We start from the raw sequence: 19,266 nt of genomic DNA on the forward strand, positions 1-19,266 counted from the left end.
GTGGCACAGTGACCGTCATGATCGTGCCGGAGACGCAGATACGCACCGCCGTGCAGGACGACGACGCCGCGCTCGCGGAGCTCGACCGGAGCACCTGGTCGACGCTCCACGCCGTGCTGCCGGTCCCGGCGCCGGGCGCGCCCTTCTTCGACGCGAGCCATCCGCCCGGGGACCACCTCGTGGCGGTGCGCGGCGGAGCGGTCGTCGGTTTCGTCCGGGTGGTGCCGCCGACCCCGCTCGCCGCCACCGCCCACGTCCGCCAGATCCAGGGCCTCGCCGTCGCCGGGTCCGCCCGGGGCGAGGGCGTCGCGCGGGCGCTGCTGCGGGCCGCCGTGGACCGGGCCCGGGAGGAGGGGGCCGTACGGATCACCCTGCGGGTCCTCGGTCACAACGCGCCGGCCCGCGCGCTCTACGCCTCCGAGGGCTTCGTGGTCGAGGGCGTGCTGCCGGGGGAGCTGTTCCTCGACGGGGCGTACGTGGACGACGTGCTCATGGGCCGGTCGCTCCTGGGCTGAGGGGCCCCGTCACGCGTCCCGCAACAGCCGCATGCCGCCCATCAGTTCGCGCAGGCAGCGGACCGCGAGCGCGGCCGGCGCGCCCTCTCCGCGCTCCGGGGCGTCCGTCTCCGCCCAGCTCTCCAGGGCGATCCGGATGGCGTCGGTGGCCGCCGCCGCCGCGAGCCGCACCTCCAGCGGGTCGGCCTCCGGCCCGGCGAGCCCGGCGACGACCTCGCGCAGCCGCTCCTCGGACTCCTGGTTGACCCGGTACCAGACGGCCCGGAGGGCGGGGTCCTCCGCGGCGGCCCGCAGCAGCCCGCGCGTCCAGCGCAGTCCCTCCGCGTCCGCGTCGGTCGCCGGGGTGAGCGACGCGGCGATCGAGCGCTCCAGGGCCTCGGGCACGCCGGCGCCCGGTTCCGTCGCGGCGAGGAGTTCCCGCCAGCGGTCGGCGCCGCCCGCGAGGAGCGGGGCGACGGCGTCCTGCTTGGAACGGAAGTAGCGGTAGAAGGTGCGCAGGGCGACGCCGGCCCGCCGGGCGATCTCCTCGGCCGTGGTGCCGTCGGGGCCGCGCTCGGTGAAGAGCTCGGCGGCGGCGCGGGCGATGTCGAGCTGGGTGGCGGCCTTGCGGCGCTCCGTCAGCGAGGGGGTGGGGGGCGCGGCGTCCTCGGGCTTGGTGCTCACCCACGAAGCGTACGCCTGCGCCTGCCGTGGATGCATGACGTGCAGGTATGGCAAAACGTGCCACTTCGGCGTACGGTGGCGGCATTCCCGGAAAGCTTGACATCGAGAGGTTGTCGTCATGAACCAGCTGACCCGTTACGAAGGCCGCCGCGCCCTCATCACCGGCGGCGGCTCCGGCATCGGCCAGGCCACCGTCCTGCGCATGCTCGCCGAGGGCGGCCGGGTCGTCGCCGCCGACATCAGCGAGGACGGCCTCGAGGACACCGCCGCCAAGGCCGGCGCCGCCGCCGACCGCCTCACCACCGTCGTCGTGAACGTCGCCGACGAGGACTCCGTACGGGCCGGCGTCGCCGCCGCAGTCGAGGCGCTCGGCGGCCTGGACGTCCTGGTCAACGCGGCCGGCATCCTGCGCTCCTCGCACACCCACGAGACGAGCCTGGACTCCTTCGAGCAGGTGATCCGGATCAACCTCACCGGCACCTTCCTCGTGATCCGCGAGGCCGTGCCGGCGCTCCTGGAGGGCAACGGCTCCGCCGTCGTCAACTTCTCCTCCACCTCCGCGCTGTTCGCCCACCCCTACATGTCCGCCTACGCGGCCAGCAAGGGCGGCATCCAGTCCATGACCCACGCGCTCGCCGCCGAGTACGCCAAGCAGGGCATCCGCTTCACCGCCGTCCAGCCCGGCTCCATCTCCTCCGGCATGACCGACGGCTCCGGCGCCTCCAAGCAGTCCGTGGGCCCCGGCCTCCCCCAGGACGCCGACTTCTCCCTCTTCATGAAGCTCGCCCCCGCCCTCGGCCAGGGCTTCGCCGGCCCCGAGACCGTCGCCGGCGTCGTCGCGATGCTCGCCTCCGAGGACGGGAAGTTCATCACCGGCACCGAGGTCCGCATCGACGGCGGAACCCACTTCTGACGGCCGCGCCGCACACGGCCGCGCCGCACGCGGCCGCGCTCCCGGCCGGAAGGCCCCGGAGCCGGCCGGTCCCACCGTCCGGGGCGCGGACCCCGCCGTCCGCGCCCCTACGTCGTGCCGAAGCGCTCCCACAGCCGGGGGAAGCGGGCCGCGAGCGCGTCGTCGTCCCCCAGGTCGAAGGGGGTGCCCAGCGGCTCCCCGCCCGGCATCGGAATGCCCAGGTCGGGGGTCTCGCCACCGGTCAGCTGCTCGTACGCCTCGTCGGCGGCGAAACCGATCTCCTCGCCGTCCCCGTCGATCTCCACGTCGAAGTCGCCGAGCAGCTCCGCCAGCGCGTCCGGGTCGTGCACGGCCCCCTCGTACACCTCCCGGCCCTGGCCGATCAGCCAGCAGCGGAACGAGTCGAAGGCCTCCTCGCCCGCCCCGTCGAAGAGGACGGCCGCCGCACCCCACAGGTCCCAGAGGTACGCGCGGTTGAAGCGGGCCTCGAAATGGCGCGCGTAGTCGAGCACCGAGTCGGGGTCGAGCCGGGTCAGCCGCTCCACGAGCAGATCGGCCTGCTCCTCGGGGTCGCCCTCGGCTTCCTCGCGGGTGGTGTCGATGAGCTCCCAGAACTCGGTCTCGTCCATCACCGCTCCAGCATCGTGGCTCGCGGAGTCCGACGCACCCGGAAAGCCCGAAAAGAAACCCGACAGAAGATGTCGTGATTTCCTGACAGTCTGACGTTCATGACAACCGAGAACACACCCCTGCGCGGACGGATCTGCCTGGTCGCCGGGGCCACCCGGGGCGCCGGGCGGGCCATCGCCGTCCAGCTCGGCACCCTCGGCGCCACCGTGTACGTCACCGGCCGCACCACCCGCGACGGGGTCAGCGAGGTCGGCCGCGCCACGGAGACCATCGAGGAGACCGCCGAACTGGTGACGGCCGCCGGCGGCGAGGGGGTCGCCGTCCCCACCGACCACCTGGACCCCGACCGGGTCCGCGCCCTCGTCGACCGGATCGACCGCGAGCGGGGCCGGCTCGACGTCCTCGTCAACGACGTGTGGGGCGGCGAGCACCTCATCGGCCCCTCCTTCGGCAAGAAGACCTGGGAGCTCGACCTCGCCGACGGCCTCAGGATGCTCGAACTCGGCGTGCGGACCCACGCCATCACCTCGCACCTCGCCGTCCCCCTGCTGATCCGCAACCCCGGCGGACTCGTCGTCGAGGTCACCGACGGCACCGCCGCGTACAACAGCACCCACTTCCGCGAGAACCTCTACTACGACCTCGCCAAGAACGCCCCGATCCGGATGGCCTTCGGCCTGGCGAAGGAACTGGAGGAGTACGGCGGCACCGCCGTCGTCGTCACCCCCGGCTGGCTCAGGTCGGAGCAGATGCTCGCCGGCTTCGGCGTCACCGAGGAGAACTGGCGCGACGCCACCGGGAAGATCCCCGACTTCGGCGTCTCCGAGTCACCGGTCTACGTCGGCCGGGCCGTCGCCGCCCTCGCCGCCGACCCCGACCGGCACCGCTGGACCGGGCGGTCCCTCTCCAGCGCCCAGCTGGCCGGCGAGTACGGCTTCACCGACGCCGACGGCTCCCGCCCGGACGCCTGGGGCTTCATCGGCGCGAGCGAGACCGGCACGCCGGACGTGGCCGACTACCGGTAGAGCTCCGCCAGGCCCCGGGCCGCCTCCGCGAACCGCTCCCGGAGCGCGGCCGGGGCCAGCACCTCCACCTCCGGGCCGAGCCCGAGCAGCTGGCCGAAGGCGACCTCCTCGTTCTCCACCCGGAGGACGACCCGCACCCGGCCGTCCTCGGAGGTCCCCGCCGCCAGCGCCTCCTCGGCCGCCGCGCGGTCCGTGACGTGCGGCAGCCGGCGGGCGCCCGCCCCGGAGAGCCGCACGACCACCTCCGTACGGAGCAGGGAGCGGGCGAACTCCGCCGACCGCTCCTCCCAGAAGACCGACAGGTCGAAGTCCGGGTCCCGGTCGAACCGCGCCCCGCCCACGGCCACCGCCGTGAACCGGTCCACCCGGTACGTGCGGAACGAGGAACCCGAGCGCGCGCACACGTACCAGACGCCCGCCTTCAGGACGAGGCCGTACGGCTGGAGCTCCCGCTCCACCTCGACGCCGTCCCCGCGCCGGTACCGGGCCGACACCCACCGGTCGTCCCAGACCGCCTCCGCCACCGGCGCCAGCGAGGCCGGCGTCTCCGGCTCCTGGTACCAGCCCGGCGCGTCCAGGAGGAAGCGCCGCGCCGCCGACTCGTGCGCGTCCCGCAGCGAGGGCAGCAGCGCCGCCGACACCTTCAGCCGGGCCGCCGAGGCGGCGTCCTCGAGGCCCATGTCCCGCAGCGCGCCCGGCAGCCCGGACAGGAACAGCGCCTCCGCCTCGCCGCGCCCGAGCCCCGTCAGCCGGGTCCGGTACCCGCCGACCAGCCGGTACCCGCCGGTCCGGCCCCGGTCCGCGTACACCGGCACCCCCGCCTCCGACAGGGCGAGCGCGTCCCGGGTGATCGTCCGCTCCGACACCTCCAGCTCGGCGGCGAGCTGGGCGGCGGTCATGGACGGCCGGTTCTGGAGGAGCAGGACCATTTTGATGAGGCGGGCGGCACGCATGCCCACCAGACTGCCGCACGCACGCCGAGGGGCCGCCTCCGCATGTGCGTGCGGAGGCGGCCCCTCGGACGGATCGGAGCCCTTACAGGCCGTAGCGCTCGCGCGCCTCCTTCACGGCCGTCGCCCGGACCTCGCCGCGGCGGGCCAGCTGGGCCAGGGCCGCGACGACGATCGACTGGGCGTCGACGCCGAAGTGGCGGCGGGCCGCGTCGCGGGTGTCCGAGAGGCCGAAGCCGTCGGCGCCCAGCGAGGTGTAGTCCTGCTCGACCCACTGCGCGATCTGGTCCGGGACCTGGCGCATGTAGTCGGAGACCGCGAGGACCGGGGAGTCGACGCCCTCCAGGGCCTTGCGGAGGTACGGCACCTGCTCCTCGCCGCGCAGGAGGGCCGCGTCGGCCTCCAGCGCGTCGCGGCGCAGCTCGGTCCAGGAGGTGGCGGACCACACGTCGGCGCCCACGCCCCACTCGGCGGCGAGCAGCTTCTGCGCCTCCAGGGCCCAGTGGATGGCCGTGCCGGAGGAGAGCAGCTGGATGCGCGGGGCGTTCGCGGGCAGCTCCAGGCCGGCCGACTCCGCCGTGTTGAAGCGGTAGAGGCCCTTGACGATGCCCTCGTCGACGCCGGACGGCTTGGCCGGCTGCGGCATCGGCTCGTTGTAGACGGTGAGGTAGTAGAAGACGTTCTGGTCCTCGCCCTCGGCGGCCTCGCCGTACATCCGGCGCAGACCCTCCTTGACGATGACCGCGACCTCGTAGGCGAACGCCGGGTCGTACGTCAGGGCGGCCGGGTTCGTGGCCGCGATGACGGGGGAGTGGCCGTCGGCGTGCTGGAGGCCCTCACCGGTCAGGGTGGTGCGGCCGGCGGTGGCGCCGACGAGGAAGCCGCGGCCGAGCTGGTCGCCGAGCTGCCACATCTGGTCGGCGGTCCGCTGCCAGCCGAACATCGAGTAGAAGATGTAGAACGGGATCATCGCCTCACCGTGCGTGGAGTACGCGGTGGACGCGGCGATGAAGTCGGCCATCGAGCCGGCCTCGGTGATGCCCTCGTTCAGGATCTGGCCGTTGACGGCCTCCTTGTAGTACATCAGCTGGTCGCGGTCGACCGGCTCGTACGTCTGGCCCTTCGGGGAGTAGATGCCGAGCGACGGGAACAGCGACTCCATGCCGAAGGTGCGGGCCTCGTCCGGGACGATCGGGACCCAGCGCCTGCCGGTCTCCTTGTCACGGATCAGGTCCTTGATGAGGCGCACGAACGCCATCGTCGTGGCCATCGACTGCGAGCCGGAGCCCTTGTCGAACGCGGTGAACGCCTTCTCGGCCGGGGCCGGCAGCGGGGCGAGCGGGTGCGTGCGGCGGGCCGGGGCCGGGCCGCCGAGGGCCGCGCGGCGCTCCTGGAGGTAGCGGACCTCGGGGGAGTCGGCGCCGGGGTGGCCGTAGGGCACCTGGCCGTCGACGAACTGCGCGTCCGAGATGGGCAGTTCAAGAAGGTCACGCATGTTCTTGAACTCGTCCGTCGTCAGCTTCTTCATCTGGTGGTTCGCGTTCTTCGACGCGAAGCCCTCACCCAGGGTGAAGCCCTTGACGGTCTGCGCCAGGATGACCGTCGGCGCGCCCTTGAACTCCAGGGCGGCCTTGTACGCGGCGTACACCTTGCGCGGCTCGTGACCACCGCGGGAGAGGTGGAAGCACTCGAGGATCTTGTCGTCGCTCAGCAGCTGCGCCATCGCGACGAGCGCCGGGTCCTTGCCGAAGAAGTCCTGGCGGATGTAGGCGGCGTCGCGGGTCTGGTACGTCTGGACCTGCGCGTCCGGCACCTCGCGGAGGCGGCGGACGAGGGCGCCGGTGGTGTCGAGCGCGAACAGCTCGTCCCAGGCGTTGCCCCACAGCGACTTCACGACGTTCCAGCCGGCGCCGCGGAACTGGGCCTCCAGCTCCTGCACGATCTTGAAGTTGGCGCGGACCGGGCCGTCGAGGCGCTGCAGGTTGCAGTTGATGACGAAGGTCAGGTTGTCCAGACCCTCGCGGGCCGCCAGGGCGAGGGCCGCGGTCGACTCGGGCTCGTCCATCTCGCCGTCGCCGAGGAACGCCCACACGTGCGAGGCGGAGACGTCCTTGATGGAGCGGTTGGTCAGGTAGCGGTTGAAGCGCGCCTGGTAGATCGCGGAGAGCGGGCCCAGACCCATGGAGACGGTGGGGAACTCCCACAGCCAGGGGAGGCGGCGCGGGTGCGGGTAGGAGGGCAGGCCGTTGCCGCCGGACTCCTGCCGGAAGTTGTCGAGGTGGGCCTCGTTCAGGCGCCCGTCGAGGAAGGCGCGGGCGTAGATGCCGGGGGAGGCGTGGCCCTGGATGTAGAGCTGGTCGCCGGAACCGTCGGCTTCCTTGCCCTTGAAGAAGTGGTTGAAGCCGGTCTCGTAGAGCCAGGCCGCGGAGGCGAAGGTGGCGATGTGGCCGCCGACGCCGTGCTTGGAGCCGCGGGTGACCATCGCGGCCGCGTTCCAGCGGTTCCACGCGGTGATCTTCCGCTCCATCTCCTCGTCGCCGCCGAACTCGGTGACCGAGGGCTCGGCGGAGGTGGGGATGGTGTTGACGTAGTCCGTCTCCAGGAGCTTGGGGAGGGCCAGGCCCGCGCCCTCGGCGTGCTGGAGGGTACGGCGCATCAGGTAGGCGGCCCGGTGGGGGCCGGCGGCCTTGGTGACGGCGTCCAGGGAGGCCGCCCACTCGGCGGTCTCCTCGGTGTCACGGTCCGGGAGCTGGTCGAGCTCGCTCGGAATCTTGCCTACGGGATCGGTCATGATCGCCGCCTTCCGGACAGATGGGGGTGGAGATAAGGGGGCCTTGTCTGGCAGGACAGGGCGAAGGGCCGGGTGACGGCCCGCCGAAGACTGTAAACCGGCGATCGATGATCGATCAAAGGGTTGAAGCGGAAAACCTCTTCAGATCGAGAAAGTCGGCACAGGGTGCCGCGAAAACGGGCACCCGGTGCCTTGTTTTCGCGGTGTTCCCGCAGGTGGGAGGAGCTGTCTGAGAAGGGGAGCGCACGAATGAGCGGAGCCCCGCCGGACGACGGGGCTCCGCTCGGGGCTCGTACGGATCAGGCGCGCGGCGCGCAGCCCAGGACGTGCGCCTTCACCAGGGCGCCGATGTTCGGGTCGCCCCGCCGGAAGGCCTCCACCAGCTCCTGGTGCTCCTCCGCGTACGACTTCTGGACCGTGCCCAGCCAGCGGATCGACAGGGCCGTGAAGACCTCGATGCCGAGCGTCTCCCAGGTGTGCAGCAGGACCCCGTTCCCGGCCGCCTTCACCAGCTCCCGGTGGAAGGCCACCGTGTGCCGGACCTGCGCCGTCCCGTCCGAGGTCGCGTCCGCCTCGTACAGGGCCGCCACGTGCGGCTCCAGGGCCGAGCAGTCCGCCGCGAGCCGCCTGGCCGCCAGCTCGGCCGCGATCTGCTCCAGACCCGCGCGGACGGGGTAGCTCTCCTCCAGGTCGGCCGCGGTGAGGTTGCGGACCCGGACGCCCTTGTTGGGCGCCGACTCGATCAGCCGCAGCGACTCCAGCTCGCGCAGCGCCTCGCGGACGGGCGTCTGGGAGACCTCGAGCTCGGTCGCGATCCGGCGCTCCACGATGCGCTCGCCCGGCTTCCAGCGGCCGCTGACGATCCCCTCCACGATGTGCTCGCGGATCTGCTCGCGCAGCGAGTGGACGACGGGGACGGTCATGAAGCGGCTCCTCGGGGAGTGTTGACCCTTAGACAATACGGCGGCGCCCCCGCCCGGAAACACTTCCGGACGGGGGCGCCGCAGGTGAGGCTCGTTACGTTGCGCCTCGGGCGACGGGTCAGAGGCCGAGGTCGACCTCGAACTCGCCGGCCTCCAGGATCGCCTTGACGGCCGTCAGGTAGCGGGCCGCGTCGGCACCGTCCACCAGGCGGTGGTCGTAGGACAGCGTCAGGTAGGTCATGTCGCGGACGCCGATGACGGTGCCCTCGGCGGTCTCGATGACGGCCGGACGCTTGACCGTGGCACCGATGCCCAGGATGGCGACCTGGTTCGGCGGCACGATGATCGTGTCGAACAGCGCACCGCGCGAACCGGTGTTGCTGATGGTGAAGGTCGCACCGGACAGCTCGTCCGGCGTGATCTTGCTGGCACGGACCTTGCCGGCCAGGTCGGCGGTGGCCTTCGAGATGCCGGCGATGTTGAGGTCGCCCGCACCCTTGATGACCGGGGTCATCAGGCCCTTCTCGGAGTCCACGGCGATGCCGATGTTCTCCGAGTCGAAGTACGTGATCGTGCCCTCGTCCTCGTTGATCCGGGCGTTGATGACCGGGTGGGCCTTCAACGCCTGGGCCGCCGCCTTCACGAAGAACGGCATCGGGGAGAGCTTGACGCCCTCACGGGCGGCGAACGCGTCCTTCGCCCGGGCGCGCAGCTTCATCAGCTTGGTGATGTCGACCTCGACGACCGAGGACAGCTGGGCCTGGCCGTGCAGCGCCTTCATCATGTTGTCGCCGATGACCTTGCGCATGCGGGTCATCTTGACGGTCTGACCGCGCAGCGGGGAGGCCTCCAGGGCGGGGGCCTTCGGCGCGGCGGCATGGCCTGCGGAGGCCGGAGCGGCAGCGGCGGCCTTCTTGGCCTCGGCGGCCGCGAGGACGTCCTGCTTGCGGATGCGACCGCCGACGCCGGAGCCCTTGACGGCCGCCAGGTCGACACCGTTCTCGGTGGCGAGCTTGCGGACCAGCGGGGTCACGTACGCGCCGTCCTCGGCCGGAGCCGGGGCGGCGGCCGGGGCGGCCGGAACCGGGGTGACCACGGCCGGGGCGATCGACGGGGCGGCGGCGGCCGGAGCCGGAGCAGCGGCCGGCGCGGCCGGCGCGGGGGCCGGAGCCGGAGCAGCCGGAGCCGGAGCCGGAGCAGCCGGAGCCGGGGCAGCCGGAGCCGGGGCGGCGGCGGGGGCCGGGGCCTCGGCGGCGGGAGCCGGAGCGGCCGGGGCCGGGGCGGCCGCCGGAGCGGCACCCGCGGCGCCGATGACGGCCAGCTTGGCGCCGACCTCGGCGGTCTCGTCCTCGCCGACGACGATCTCCAGGAGAACGCCGGAGGCGGGGGCGGGGATCTCGGTGTCGACCTTGTCCGTGGAGACCTCGAGCAGCGGCTCGTCGGCCTCGACGGACTCGCCGACCGACTTCAGCCAGCGGGTGACGGTGCCCTCGGTGACGGACTCGCCGAGCGCCGGCAGGACGACGTCGGTGCCCTGGGCGGAACCGCCGCCGTCGGTCGCCTCGGCCGTCGGAGCCGGGGCCGGCTCCTGGACCTCGGTGGACGGGACGGCCTGCGGGGCCTCGGGGGCGGCCGGGGCCTCGGCGGCCGGAGCCGGGGCGGCCTCGGCGGGGGCCGGAGCGGCCTCGGCGGCGGGGGCCGGGGCGGCCTCGGGGGCGCCCGAGCCGTCGTCGATGACGGCCAGCTCGGCGCCGACCTCGACCGTCTCGTCCTCGGCGACCTTGATGGAGGCCAGGATGCCCGAGGCGGGGGCGGGGATCTCGGTGTCGACCTTGTCGGTCGAGACCTCGAGCAGCGGCTCGTCGGCCTCGACGCGCTCGCCCTCGGCCTTGAGCCAGCGGGTGACGGTGCCCTCGGTGACGCTCTCGCCGAGCGCCGGCAGGGTTACGGAAACCGACATGGTTTCAGTTGCTCCTAACGAATTGCGGAAAGTGGTCGTCGCGCCCTGTGATGACGTGAGCGTCAGTCGTGGGAGTGCAGGGGCTTGCCGGCCAGGGCCAGGTGGGCCTCGCCGAGCGCCTCGTTCTGCGTCGGGTGGGCGTGGATGAGCTGCGCGACCTCGGCCGGCAGCGCCTCCCAGTTGTAGATCAGCTGCGCTTCGCCGACCTGCTCGCCCATGCGGTCACCGACCATGTGGACGCCGACCACGGCACCGTCCTTGACCTGGACGAGCTTGATCTCGCCCGCGGTCTTGAGGATCTTGCTCTTGCCGTTGCCCGCGAGGTTGTACTTCAGGGCGACGACCTTGTCCGCGCCGTAGATCTCCTTGGCCTTGGCCTCGGTGATGCCGACGGAGGCGACCTCGGGGTGGCAGTACGTCACCCGCGGCACGCCGTCGTAGTCGATCGGCACGGGCTTCAGGCCCGCGAGCCGCTCCGCGACGAGGATGCCCTCGGCGAAGCCGACGTGCGCGAGCTGGAGCGTCGGGACGAGGTCGCCCACGGCCGAGATCGTCGGCACGTTGGTGCGCATGTACTCGTCGACCAGGACGTAGCCGCGGTCCATCGCGACGCCCTGCTCCTCGTAACCGAGACCGGCGGAGACCGGGCCGCGGCCGATGGCGACCAGGAGGACCTCGGCCTCGAAGGTCTTGCCGTCGGCGAGGGTGACCTTGACGCCGTTGTCGGTGTACTCGGCGGACTGGAAGAAGGTGCCGAGGTTGAACTTGATGCCGCGCTTGCGGAACGCGCGCTCAAGAAGCTTCGAGCTGTTCTCGTCCTCGACCGGGACGAGGTGCTTCAGGCCCTCGATGACCGTGACGTCGGTGCCGAAGGACTTCCACGCCGAGGCGAACTCGACGCCGATGACGCCGCCGCCGAGGATGATCGCGGACTCCGGGACCCGGTCCAGCGTCAGCGCGTGGTCCGAGGAGATGATCCGGTTGCCGTCGATCTCCAGGCCGGGCAGGGACTTCGGCACGGAACCGGTGGCCAGGAGGACGTGACGACCCTCGACGCGACGGCCGTCCACGTCGACGGAGGTCGGGGAGGACAGGTGCCCGGTGCCCTCGATGTAGGTCACCTTGCGGGAGGCGACGAGACCCTGCAGGCCCTTGTACAGGCCCGAGATCACGTCGTCCTTGTACTTGTGCACGGCCTTGATGTCGATGCCCTCGAAGGAGGCCTTGACACCGAACTGCTCCGCCTCGCGCGCCTGGTCGGCGACCTCGCCGGCGTGGAGCAGGGCCTTCGTCGGGATGCAGCCGTTGTGCAGGCAGGTGCCGCCGAGCTTGTTCTTCTCGATCAGTGCGACGTCCAGGCCCAGCTGCGCTCCGCGCAGCGCCGCGGCGTAACCGCCGCTACCGCCGCCGAGGATCACTAGGTCGAAAACGGTGCTGGCGTCGTTCGCCACGTCACGTCCTCCATGCATGTGCGCTCGTCGCCGGTCGTCGACGACCTGGCGGCGGCTGGTGTCCGGCCGCTTTATTTCGGCCCTGTGGTGGGGGCCCTGTCCTGCCGAGAACCCATCTTCGCACTTGTTGACGGACGACGGGACGCGGGGCCGTGCTCCGGGACGGCCGATCGTCCGTCCGGAGGGGGCACGAGAGCGTACGAACCTACGGATTTCGTCGCGAGCGAACAGCCGTCGGGAACGGGAAAGGCCCCGGAGCCGAAGCTCTCGGGGCCTCCCGCCACGCCCGCGGTGCTCAGAGCTCGCCGGCCGCCGTGCGCTCGGCCAGCTTCACCAGGGTGCGGACCGAGGAGCCGGTGCCGCCCTTCGGGGTGTAGCCGTACGGGGCGCCCTCGTGGAAGGCCGGGCCCGCGATGTCCAGGTGGGCCCAGGTGATGCCCTCGCCCACGAACTCCTGCAGGAAGAGGCCGGCGATCAGGCCGCCGCCCATCCGGACGCCCATGTTCGCCATGTCGGCGGTGGGGGAGTCCATGGTCTTGCGCAGGTCCGCGGGGAGCGGCATCGGCCAGGACTGCTCGCCGACCTCCTCCGCGATCTCGTGGATCGCGGTCCGGTAGTCGTCGTCGTTGGCCATGATGCCGAAGGTGCGGTCGCCGAGCGCCAGGACCATGGCGCCGGTCAGGGTCGCCACGTCGACGATGGCGTCCGGGTGCTCCTCGGAGGCGCGGGTGATCGCGTCGGCGAGGACGAGCCGGCCCTCGGCGTCGGTGTTCAGGACCTCGACGGTCCTGCCGCTGTACATGCGCAGCACGTCACCCGGGCGGGTGGCGGAGCCGGACGGCATGTTCTCCGCGAGGGCGAGCCAGCCGGTGACGTTGACCTCCAGGCCGAGGCGGGCCGCGGCGACGACGGCGGAGAACACGGCGGCGGCGCCGCTCATGTCGCACTTCATCGTCTCGTTGTGGCCGGCCGGCTTCAGGGAGATGCCGCCCGAGTCGTAGGTGATGCCCTTGCCGACGAGGGCGAGGGTCTTCTCCGCCTTCGGGTGGGTGTAGGCGATCCGGACCAGGCGCGGCGGGTTCACGGAGCCGACGCCGACACCGAGGATGCCGCCGAAGCCGCCCTTGGCGAGCGCCTTCTCGTCGAGGACCTGGACCTTGAGGCCGTGCTCCTTGCCGGCGGCCTGGGCGACGGCGGCGAAGGCGGCCGGGGTCAGGTCGTTCGGCGGCTGGTTGATCAGGTCGCGGGCGCGGTTGATCTCCTCGGCGACGGCCTGGGCGCGCTCGGCGGCGGCCTTGTGGCCCTTGTCGCGCGGCTTGGCGCCGAGCAGGACCACCTCGGCGAGGGGCCCCTTCGCGTCCTTGTCCGCCTTCGCGTCCGGGGCCGCCTTGTACGCGGTGTAGGCGTACGCGCCGAGCAGGGCGCCCTCCGCGACGGCGGAGGCGTCCTCGGCGGTGACGATCGGCAGCGCGAACGCGGCCTTCTTCGAGCCGGTCAGGGTGCGGGCGGCGGTGCCGGCGGCGCGGCGCAGGATCTCCGCGTCGAAGGACTCGCCGTCCTCGGGGGCCGCGCCGAGGCCGACGGCCAGGACGACGGGGGCCTTGAGACCGGCGGGGGCGGGCAGCTTCGTCGCCTCACCTTCGGCACCCGAGGCGCCCAGGGTCTCCAGGACGGCGGCGAGCCGGCCGTCGAAGGCCTTGTCGACGGCCTCGGCGCCCGGGGCGACGACCAGCGCCTTCCCGGACTTCGCGACGCCGACGACGAGGGCGTCGGCGCGCAGCGTCGCCGCGCCGGCAGTGCTGAGAGTGAGAGCAGTCACGGTGGTGAAATCTCGCTTCCATTGAGTTCTGTGGCGGTCGAGGGATGGGCCGACCGTGCCCGCCGCATCGTATTTCGGCCCGGAGAGCGCCGGGAACGAGCCTACGCTCGCTCACCAGGTTCGATCACGGCGACGCTGATTCACTCATCCGTGGTGTCTCTTTCATGTTTACCCTTTCGGCCTCGGTCGCCCGGTCACACTCGCCTCATTCACGCAAGGACGACACACCGTCCTTCGCCTCATCTGCGACATCTCCACGGGGCCCGCCGGTTCGGGCGGGGCCCGTCGAGGGGGGACATCCGCATGGACTCCGACCGAATCCGTACGCCCAGAAACGCGCCCCGCACCGCCCGCACCGCGTCCCGCGCGGGCGGGATCGCGCCCCGGACGGGCAGGATCGCGGTCCTCGCCGCCGCCGCGCTGCTCGCCACCGTCGTCCCCTCCGCGCAGGCGGTCGCCGAGACGGCGCCCCGCGTGGACCTCACCGTCCTCGTCGTCGACGACGGCGGCAGCGCGGTCGGGGCGATCACCGCCGAGCTCGAGGGCTCCGGCGTCCCGTACCGCAGGATCGACCTCGACGACCCGAACCGGCCCGTCGTGGACGCGGCCTTCCTCAGCGAACCCTCCGACAGCGCGACCGGACGGCCCCGGGCCAGGTACCAGGGCGTCGTCCTGCCCCACGAGAGCGCCTTCGGTCCCGACTCCGCCGAGCAGGCCGCCCTCCAGGCGTACGAGCGGACCTTCGGCATCCCGCAGGTCGACGCCTTCACCTGGTCGCACCCCGGCGTCGGCCTCGACTACACCGACCGGGGCGGCTGGTCCGGCGTCCTCGACGGGACCACCGCCGGCGTCACCGCCGCGGGACGGGCGGGCCCCTTCGGGTACCTCGCCGGGGCGCTCGCCTTCGAGGACAACGAACCCGCGACCGGTGAGAGTTACGGCTACGCCGGCCGCCCCCGGGCCGGTTACACCAGCTACCTCGACGTGCCCGTCGACGGCGGCCGGGCCAGCCTCGTCGGCGAGTACGCCGTCGACGGGCGCCGCGAACTCGTCGTCACCTTCGCCTACAACCGGTACCAGCGGCAGTTCCGCGCCCTCGCCCGCGGCATCGTCGACTGGCTCACCCAGGGCGTCCACCTCGGGCAGAGCCGCAACTACCTCTCCGTCCACGTCGACGACGTCTTCGCCCCCGACGCCCGCTGGGACCCCGCGCTGAACTGCACCCCCGGCGACTTCGACTGCGTCGGCGGCGACGGGGAGGGCGCGAACCCGATCCGCATGACGGCCGCCGACGCCCAGTACGCCGCCGCCTGGCAGAAGTCCTCCGGCCTCACGCTCGACATGGTCTACAACGGCGGCCAGGGCGAACAGTGGAAGACCGAGCACGGCGGCACCGACCCGCTCACCGCCCGGCTCGTCGCCGACCGCGCCCAGTACCGGTGGATCAACCACACCTACACCCACCCCTTCCTCGGCTGCGTCCAGGACAACACCGTCGTCCCCTGGCGGTGCGCCACCGACACCGCCGGCAACACCCTCTGGACCAGCCGCTCCGAACTCTCCGGCCAGATCCGGAACAACCACGACTGGGCCGTCGGCAAGGGCATCCCCGTCGACCGCTCCGAACTCGTCACCGGCGAGCACTCCGGCCTCAGGACCCTGCCCCAGCAGCCCGCCGACAACCCCAACCTCGCCGGCGCCCTCGCCGACAACGGCGTCAAGTGGACCGCGAGCGACGACTCCCGCGAGCCCGAGCAGCGCGCCGTGGGGAACGGCGCCGCGAAGACCGTGCCCCGCCACCCGATGAACGTGTACTACAACGTGGGCACCGCCGCCGAGATGACCGACGAGTACAACTGGATCTACACCTCCCGCACCGACGGCGGCAGCGGCGTCTGCGAGTCCGACCCGGCCTCCACGTGCCTGCCCGCCCCGCTCCCCACGGCCACCGGCTACGCCGACCACATCGTGCCGCAGGAGGCCCGCACCGCCCTCTCCCACGTCCTCGGGAACGACCCCCGGCCGCACTACGTGCACCAGTCCAACCTCGCCGAGGAGCGCCTCCTCTACCCCGTCCTCGACCGCGTGCTCGCCGACTACCGGGCCCTGTTCGCGGCGAACGCGCCCCTGGTGAACCCGGCCCAGAGGGACGTCGGCACCGAACTGGACCGCCGCGCCGCCTGGGACCGGGCCGTCGCCGCCGGAAAGGTCACCGCCTACCGCGTCGGCACCACGATCACCGTCAAGGCGCCCTCCGGCGTCACCGTGCCCGTCACCGCCCCCGAGGGCACCCGCAAGCGGCTCCTCCTCGGCACCACCGCCTTCGGGACGCCCTACGCGGGCACCCGCTCCGCCTGGACCGCGCCCGAACCGCTCCAGACCGCCGTCACACTCACGCTCCCGACCGCCTGACCAGCACGTCCTGGGGGGACTCGCTCATGCCGAGCAGTGGCCGTCACGTCACCATGCTCACCGAAGGCACCTACCCGCATGTCCACGGCGGCGTCAGCACCTGGTGCGACCAGCTCGTCCGCGGCATGCCGGAGGTCGACTTCGAGATCCTCGCCCTCACCGGCAGCGGCCGCGAACCCGTCGCATGGGAGCTGCCGCCCAACGTCACCCGGCACACCGCCCACCCCCTCTGGGGGCCTCCGCGGGGACCGGCCGTGCGCCGGCCCCCGCGGGGACGCGAACGCCGCCGCTTCCTCGACGCGTACGAACGCGTCCTGCTCGCCCTCCTCGACCCCGACGCGGACTGCGACTTCGGCACCGGCCTGTACGAACTCGCCGAACTCGCCCGGCAGGGGAGGCTGACCACCGCACTCCGCTCCGAGCAGGCCCTGCGCTCCCTCATGTGGATCTGGACCATGCCGCACCTGCCCACGCTCGCGGCCCGGCCCACCGTCCACGACGCGCTCACCGCCACCGACCTGCTCGAACACGCCCTGCGTCCGCTCGCCGCCCGGATAGCCGGCGGCGGCGTGGCGCACGCCGTCTCCAGCGGCCTCGCCACGCTGCCGGCGCTCGCCGCGCAGCACTTCGAAGGGGTGCCCTTCCTGCTCACCGAACACGGCATCTACCTCCGCGAGCGCTACCTCGGCTACCGCACCGAAGCGCAACGCTGGCCCGTCAAGGCCCTCATGCTCGGCTTCTACCGCGAGCTCAACACCCTCGGCTACCGCAAGGCCGACCTCATCACCCCCTGCAACCAGTACAACCGGCGCTGGGAGGAGCGCGGCGGAGCCCCCGCCGACCGCATCCGCACCGTCTACAACGGCGTCGACCCGGCCCTCTTCCCCGAGGCCGGACCCGAACCCGAGACCCCCACCCTCAGCTGGTGCGGCCGGGTCGACCCCATCAAGGACCTGGAGACCCTGATCAGGGCGTACGCGATCTCCCGCGCCGAACTCCCGGCGCTGCGGCTCCGCCTGTTCGGCCCGGTCCCGGCCGGGAACGAGGACTACCTGACCCGCCTGGAGAAACTCGCCGCCGAACTCGGCGTCGCCGACGACGTCTCCTTCGAGGGCCGGGTCTCCGACGTGCCCTCGGCCTACGCGGCCGGCAGCGTGGTCGTGCTCTCCTCCATCAGCGAGGGCTTCCCCTTCTCCCTCATCGAGGCCATGTCCTGCGGCCGCGCCACCGTCTCCACGGACGTCGGAGGCGTACGGGAGGCCGTCGGCGACACCGGGATCGTCGTCCCGCCCCGCGAACCGGCCGTCATGGCCGCCGCCGTCTCCGCGCTCCTCCGGGACGGCGCCCGCCGCGCCGAACTGGGACGCCGGGCCCGCCGACGCGTGATCGACCGGTTCACCCTGCACCGCTCGGTGGACGGCTTCCGGCAGATCTACCGCGAACTCGCGGGCGCCCGCCCGTCGCGCCCGGCCCCGGCCGTCCTCCCCCTCCGCCTGCGCATCCCCGCCCCGCGCCGCACCTCCCCGGCGCTCGTCACAGGAGGCACCCCGGCATGAGCGGCTCCCTCTGGCTGAAACCCCCGACGACGGGGGCGACCCCTCTCCCGAGGATCCCCCGCCCCCGCCGCGAGAACCCGGCGCCCCGCCCCGACGACGTCCCGTCCCCGAGCCCGCCCCGGGCGCCGGGGGCGGTCGCCGCCGAGCGGGCGGGGCGTCCGACCCCGGCCGCCCCGGCCACCGGGGGCGAGGGGGCGCGACCACCCGCCGCCGGACCACCGGCCCCCACCGCCACCGCCCCCGACGGCCGCCCCGCCGAGGCGTCGACGCCCTCCGGCCCCGCCGAGGCACCGGCGCCCACCCTCGCGCCCCCCGCCGGAGACGGCCTCGCCGCCGATCCGCTCGACGAACTCGCCGCGCGGCTCGACGGGTTCGTCGCCGCCGCCGTGCACCCGGACGAGATCGCCGCGATCCTCGAGTCCGACGGCATGACCGACGAGCACATCCGGCTCACCTACGGCCGCGCCGACTCCTTCTCCCTCGCCGAGGACCTCTACGCGCGCGTGGAGCGGCGCCACCCCGAGCCGTCGGCACCGTCCGCCGGCGTCTGGCACGGCGAGCTGTGGGGCTGCCTGCTGCGCGGGCTCGTCTTCGCGCTCCCCGGCCTCGCGTACGTCCTCGCCGCTCCGCTGCTCGTCGCGGAACACGGCCGGTTCGGGCTTCCCGCCGGGACCGTCCCGCTGCTCGCCGGGGCCGTCACCGGCTGGGTCTGGAACCAGGCCCTCTCCCACCGCGCGTACACCTGGCTCGGCCTCGGCGACCGGCCCGCCGCCGCCCGCGCGCTGCTCACCGGTGCCCCGGCCGGCGCCCTCGCGGGGACGTCCGTCGCCCTCGCGACCGCCGGGCCCGGCGAGATCCCGGCCGCCGTCTTCGCCGCCGGCCAGTCGCTCTACCTCGCCGCCGCGACCGTGCTCCTCGTCCTCGGCCGGGAACGGGCCCTGCTCTGCGCCCTGCTGCCGCTCGCCGGAGCCGTCCCCGCCTTCCGCTGGGACCTGCCCGACGCGCTGCGCGCCGGCCTGCTCCTCGCCTCGCTCGCCGCGTCCACCGCCCTCGCCGCGTCCGTCCTGCGCCCCGGAGTCCGCCGGGGTGCGGCGGGACGCGGCGGACCCCCGCGCACCGCGTCCCTCCCGTACGGCCTCTTCGGCCTCGGCAGCGGCCTGCTCGTCCTCCACGCGGGCGTGGCCGACACGCTGGTGAGCGGGGCGGGGGCGGTCATCGCGCTCACCCTCTCCATGGGCCCCGCCGAATGGCTCCTGCACCGCTTCCGGGGCGAGAGCCTCATCCGGCTGCGGACCCTCACCACCGCCCGCGCGTTCCGCCGGGCGGTCACCGGCACCCTCGTGCTCTGCCTCGGCGGCTACCTCACCGTCCTCCTCGCCCTCACCCTCGCCGCGACCCTGGCCTGGCCCGGCGCGCCGTGGCCGACGCTCCCGCGCCTGGTCACCCTGCTCCTGATCGGGACCGTGCTCTGGCTCGGGCTGCTGCTCCAGGCCTTCGGCGCGGTGCTCAGCGCCGCCACCGTCTGCCTGCTCGCGGCGGCCGCGCAGACCGTGCACCCGGCGGCGGGCCCGCTCACCGCGGGGGGAGCGGCGGCCGCGCTCGCCGCCCTGACCTGTGCCCTGCTGGTACGACCGACCACCCACCGTGCTTAGGGACGC

General features: G+C 73.3%; 14 protein-coding genes. 6 read left to right on the forward strand and 8 right to left on the reverse strand.

Going from position 1 to position 19,266, the window contains the following annotated elements; all coding sequences use genetic code 11:
- The first annotated feature begins 17 nt into the window (after positions 1-17).
- Complete coding sequence (locus ACZ66Z_RS14690; RefSeq protein WP_469934343.1) at positions 18-515, forward strand: GNAT family N-acetyltransferase; 498 nt, start codon at positions 18-20, stop codon at positions 513-515.
- 9 nt (positions 516-524) lie between these two features.
- On the opposite strand, the gene ACZ66Z_RS14695 is transcribed toward ACZ66Z_RS14690, so the two are convergent.
- On the reverse strand, positions 525-1,178 hold the full coding sequence (locus tag ACZ66Z_RS14695) for a TetR family transcriptional regulator (protein ID WP_469934344.1): 654 nt from the start codon (positions 1,176-1,178) through the stop codon (positions 525-527).
- Positions 1,179-1,296: 118 nt separating this feature from the next.
- Between ACZ66Z_RS14695 and ACZ66Z_RS14700 the strand changes: the two genes are divergently transcribed.
- On the forward strand, positions 1,297-2,091 hold the full coding sequence (locus ACZ66Z_RS14700) for an SDR family NAD(P)-dependent oxidoreductase (protein WP_469934345.1): 795 nt from the start codon (positions 1,297-1,299) through the stop codon (positions 2,089-2,091).
- Between the two features lie 107 nt (positions 2,092-2,198).
- Here the strand turns inward: ACZ66Z_RS14700 and ACZ66Z_RS14705 are convergent, their stop codons facing one another.
- Entirely contained in the window at positions 2,199-2,720 is a 522-nt protein-coding gene (locus ACZ66Z_RS14705; protein WP_469934346.1) for a DUF4240 domain-containing protein, read from the reverse strand.
- Between the two features lie 99 nt (positions 2,721-2,819).
- Between ACZ66Z_RS14705 and ACZ66Z_RS14710 the strand changes: the two genes are divergently transcribed.
- Positions 2,820-3,746, forward strand: coding sequence for an SDR family oxidoreductase (locus ACZ66Z_RS14710; RefSeq protein ID WP_469934347.1), 927 nt, complete (start codon positions 2,820-2,822; stop codon positions 3,744-3,746).
- Here the strand turns inward: ACZ66Z_RS14710 and ACZ66Z_RS14715 are convergent.
- The 6 genes from ACZ66Z_RS14715 to ACZ66Z_RS14740 all read right to left on the reverse strand — a co-directional run bounded on the left by ACZ66Z_RS14715 (position 3,737) and on the right by ACZ66Z_RS14740 (position 13,640).
- A complete protein-coding gene (locus tag ACZ66Z_RS14715) occupies positions 3,737-4,699 on the reverse strand; it encodes a helix-turn-helix transcriptional regulator (protein WP_469934348.1) in 963 nt (320 codons plus the stop codon). The genes ACZ66Z_RS14710 and ACZ66Z_RS14715 overlap by 10 nt on opposite strands.
- Before the next feature lie 82 nt (positions 4,700-4,781).
- Entirely contained in the window at positions 4,782-7,487 is a 2,706-nt protein-coding gene (aceE, locus tag ACZ66Z_RS14720; protein WP_469934349.1) for a pyruvate dehydrogenase (acetyl-transferring), homodimeric type, read from the reverse strand.
- A 299-nt stretch (positions 7,488-7,786) separates the two neighbouring features.
- Positions 7,787-8,410 (reverse strand): GntR family transcriptional regulator, encoded by a 624-nt coding sequence (locus ACZ66Z_RS14725; protein WP_073806834.1) that lies wholly within the window; start codon positions 8,408-8,410, stop codon positions 7,787-7,789.
- A 118-nt stretch (positions 8,411-8,528) separates the two neighbouring features.
- Positions 8,529-10,370, reverse strand: coding sequence for a 2-oxoglutarate dehydrogenase, E2 component, dihydrolipoamide succinyltransferase (gene sucB / locus ACZ66Z_RS14730; protein ID WP_469934350.1), 1,842 nt, complete (start codon positions 10,368-10,370; stop codon positions 8,529-8,531).
- Positions 10,371-10,432: 62 nt separating this feature from the next.
- Positions 10,433-11,821 (reverse strand): dihydrolipoyl dehydrogenase, encoded by a 1,389-nt coding sequence (lpdA, locus tag ACZ66Z_RS14735; protein WP_030691860.1) that lies wholly within the window; start codon positions 11,819-11,821, stop codon positions 10,433-10,435.
- Positions 11,822-12,116: 295 nt separating this feature from the next.
- Entirely contained in the window at positions 12,117-13,640 is a 1,524-nt protein-coding gene (locus ACZ66Z_RS14740) for a leucyl aminopeptidase (RefSeq protein ID WP_469934351.1), read from the reverse strand.
- Positions 13,641-13,943: 303 nt separating this feature from the next.
- Between ACZ66Z_RS14740 and ACZ66Z_RS14745 the strand changes: the two genes are divergently transcribed.
- The 3 genes from ACZ66Z_RS14745 to ACZ66Z_RS14755 are packed head-to-tail and all read left to right on the forward strand — an operon-like array spanning position 13,944 to position 19,260.
- Positions 13,944-16,052 (forward strand): hypothetical protein, encoded by a 2,109-nt coding sequence (locus ACZ66Z_RS14745; RefSeq protein ID WP_469934352.1) that lies wholly within the window; start codon positions 13,944-13,946, stop codon positions 16,050-16,052.
- A 26-nt stretch (positions 16,053-16,078) separates the two neighbouring features.
- Positions 16,079-17,608 (forward strand): GT4 family glycosyltransferase PelF, encoded by a 1,530-nt coding sequence (pelF, locus tag ACZ66Z_RS14750; RefSeq protein ID WP_469934353.1) that lies wholly within the window; start codon positions 16,079-16,081, stop codon positions 17,606-17,608.
- Positions 17,605-19,260, forward strand: coding sequence for a hypothetical protein (locus ACZ66Z_RS14755; protein WP_469934354.1), 1,656 nt, complete (start codon positions 17,605-17,607; stop codon positions 19,258-19,260). The genes pelF and ACZ66Z_RS14755 overlap by 4 nt, the downstream gene beginning before the upstream one ends.
- Positions 19,261-19,266: the final 6 nt, after the last annotated feature.

Source organism: Streptomyces sp. NPDC107498 (assembly GCF_055582805.1).

Excerpts from the sequence above, each read along its gene's own strand:
- ACZ66Z_RS14690 (WP_469934343.1), top strand. The coding sequence starts at position 18 with ATGATCGTGCCGGAGACGCAGATACGCACCGCCGTGCAGGACGACGAC.
- aceE (WP_469934349.1), bottom strand. The coding sequence starts at position 7,487 with ATGACCGATCCCGTAGGCAAGATTCCGAGCGAGCTCGACCAGCTCCCG.
- ACZ66Z_RS14700 (WP_469934345.1), top strand. The coding sequence starts at position 1,297 with ATGAACCAGCTGACCCGTTACGAAGGCCGCCGCGCCCTCATCACCGGC.
- ACZ66Z_RS14745 (WP_469934352.1), top strand. The coding sequence starts at position 13,944 with ATGGACTCCGACCGAATCCGTACGCCCAGAAACGCGCCCCGCACCGCC.
- pelF (WP_469934353.1), top strand. The coding sequence starts at position 16,079 with ATGCCGAGCAGTGGCCGTCACGTCACCATGCTCACCGAAGGCACCTAC.
- ACZ66Z_RS14755 (WP_469934354.1), top strand. The coding sequence starts at position 17,605 with ATGAGCGGCTCCCTCTGGCTGAAACCCCCGACGACGGGGGCGACCCCT.
- sucB (WP_469934350.1), bottom strand. The coding sequence starts at position 10,370 with ATGTCGGTTTCCGTAACCCTGCCGGCGCTCGGCGAGAGCGTCACCGAG.
- ACZ66Z_RS14715 (WP_469934348.1), bottom strand. The coding sequence starts at position 4,699 with ATGCGTGCCGCCCGCCTCATCAAAATGGTCCTGCTCCTCCAGAACCGG.
- ACZ66Z_RS14710 (WP_469934347.1), top strand. The coding sequence starts at position 2,820 with ATGACAACCGAGAACACACCCCTGCGCGGACGGATCTGCCTGGTCGCC.
- ACZ66Z_RS14725 (WP_073806834.1), bottom strand. The coding sequence starts at position 8,410 with ATGACCGTCCCCGTCGTCCACTCGCTGCGCGAGCAGATCCGCGAGCAC.
- ACZ66Z_RS14705 (WP_469934346.1), bottom strand. The coding sequence starts at position 2,720 with ATGGACGAGACCGAGTTCTGGGAGCTCATCGACACCACCCGCGAGGAA.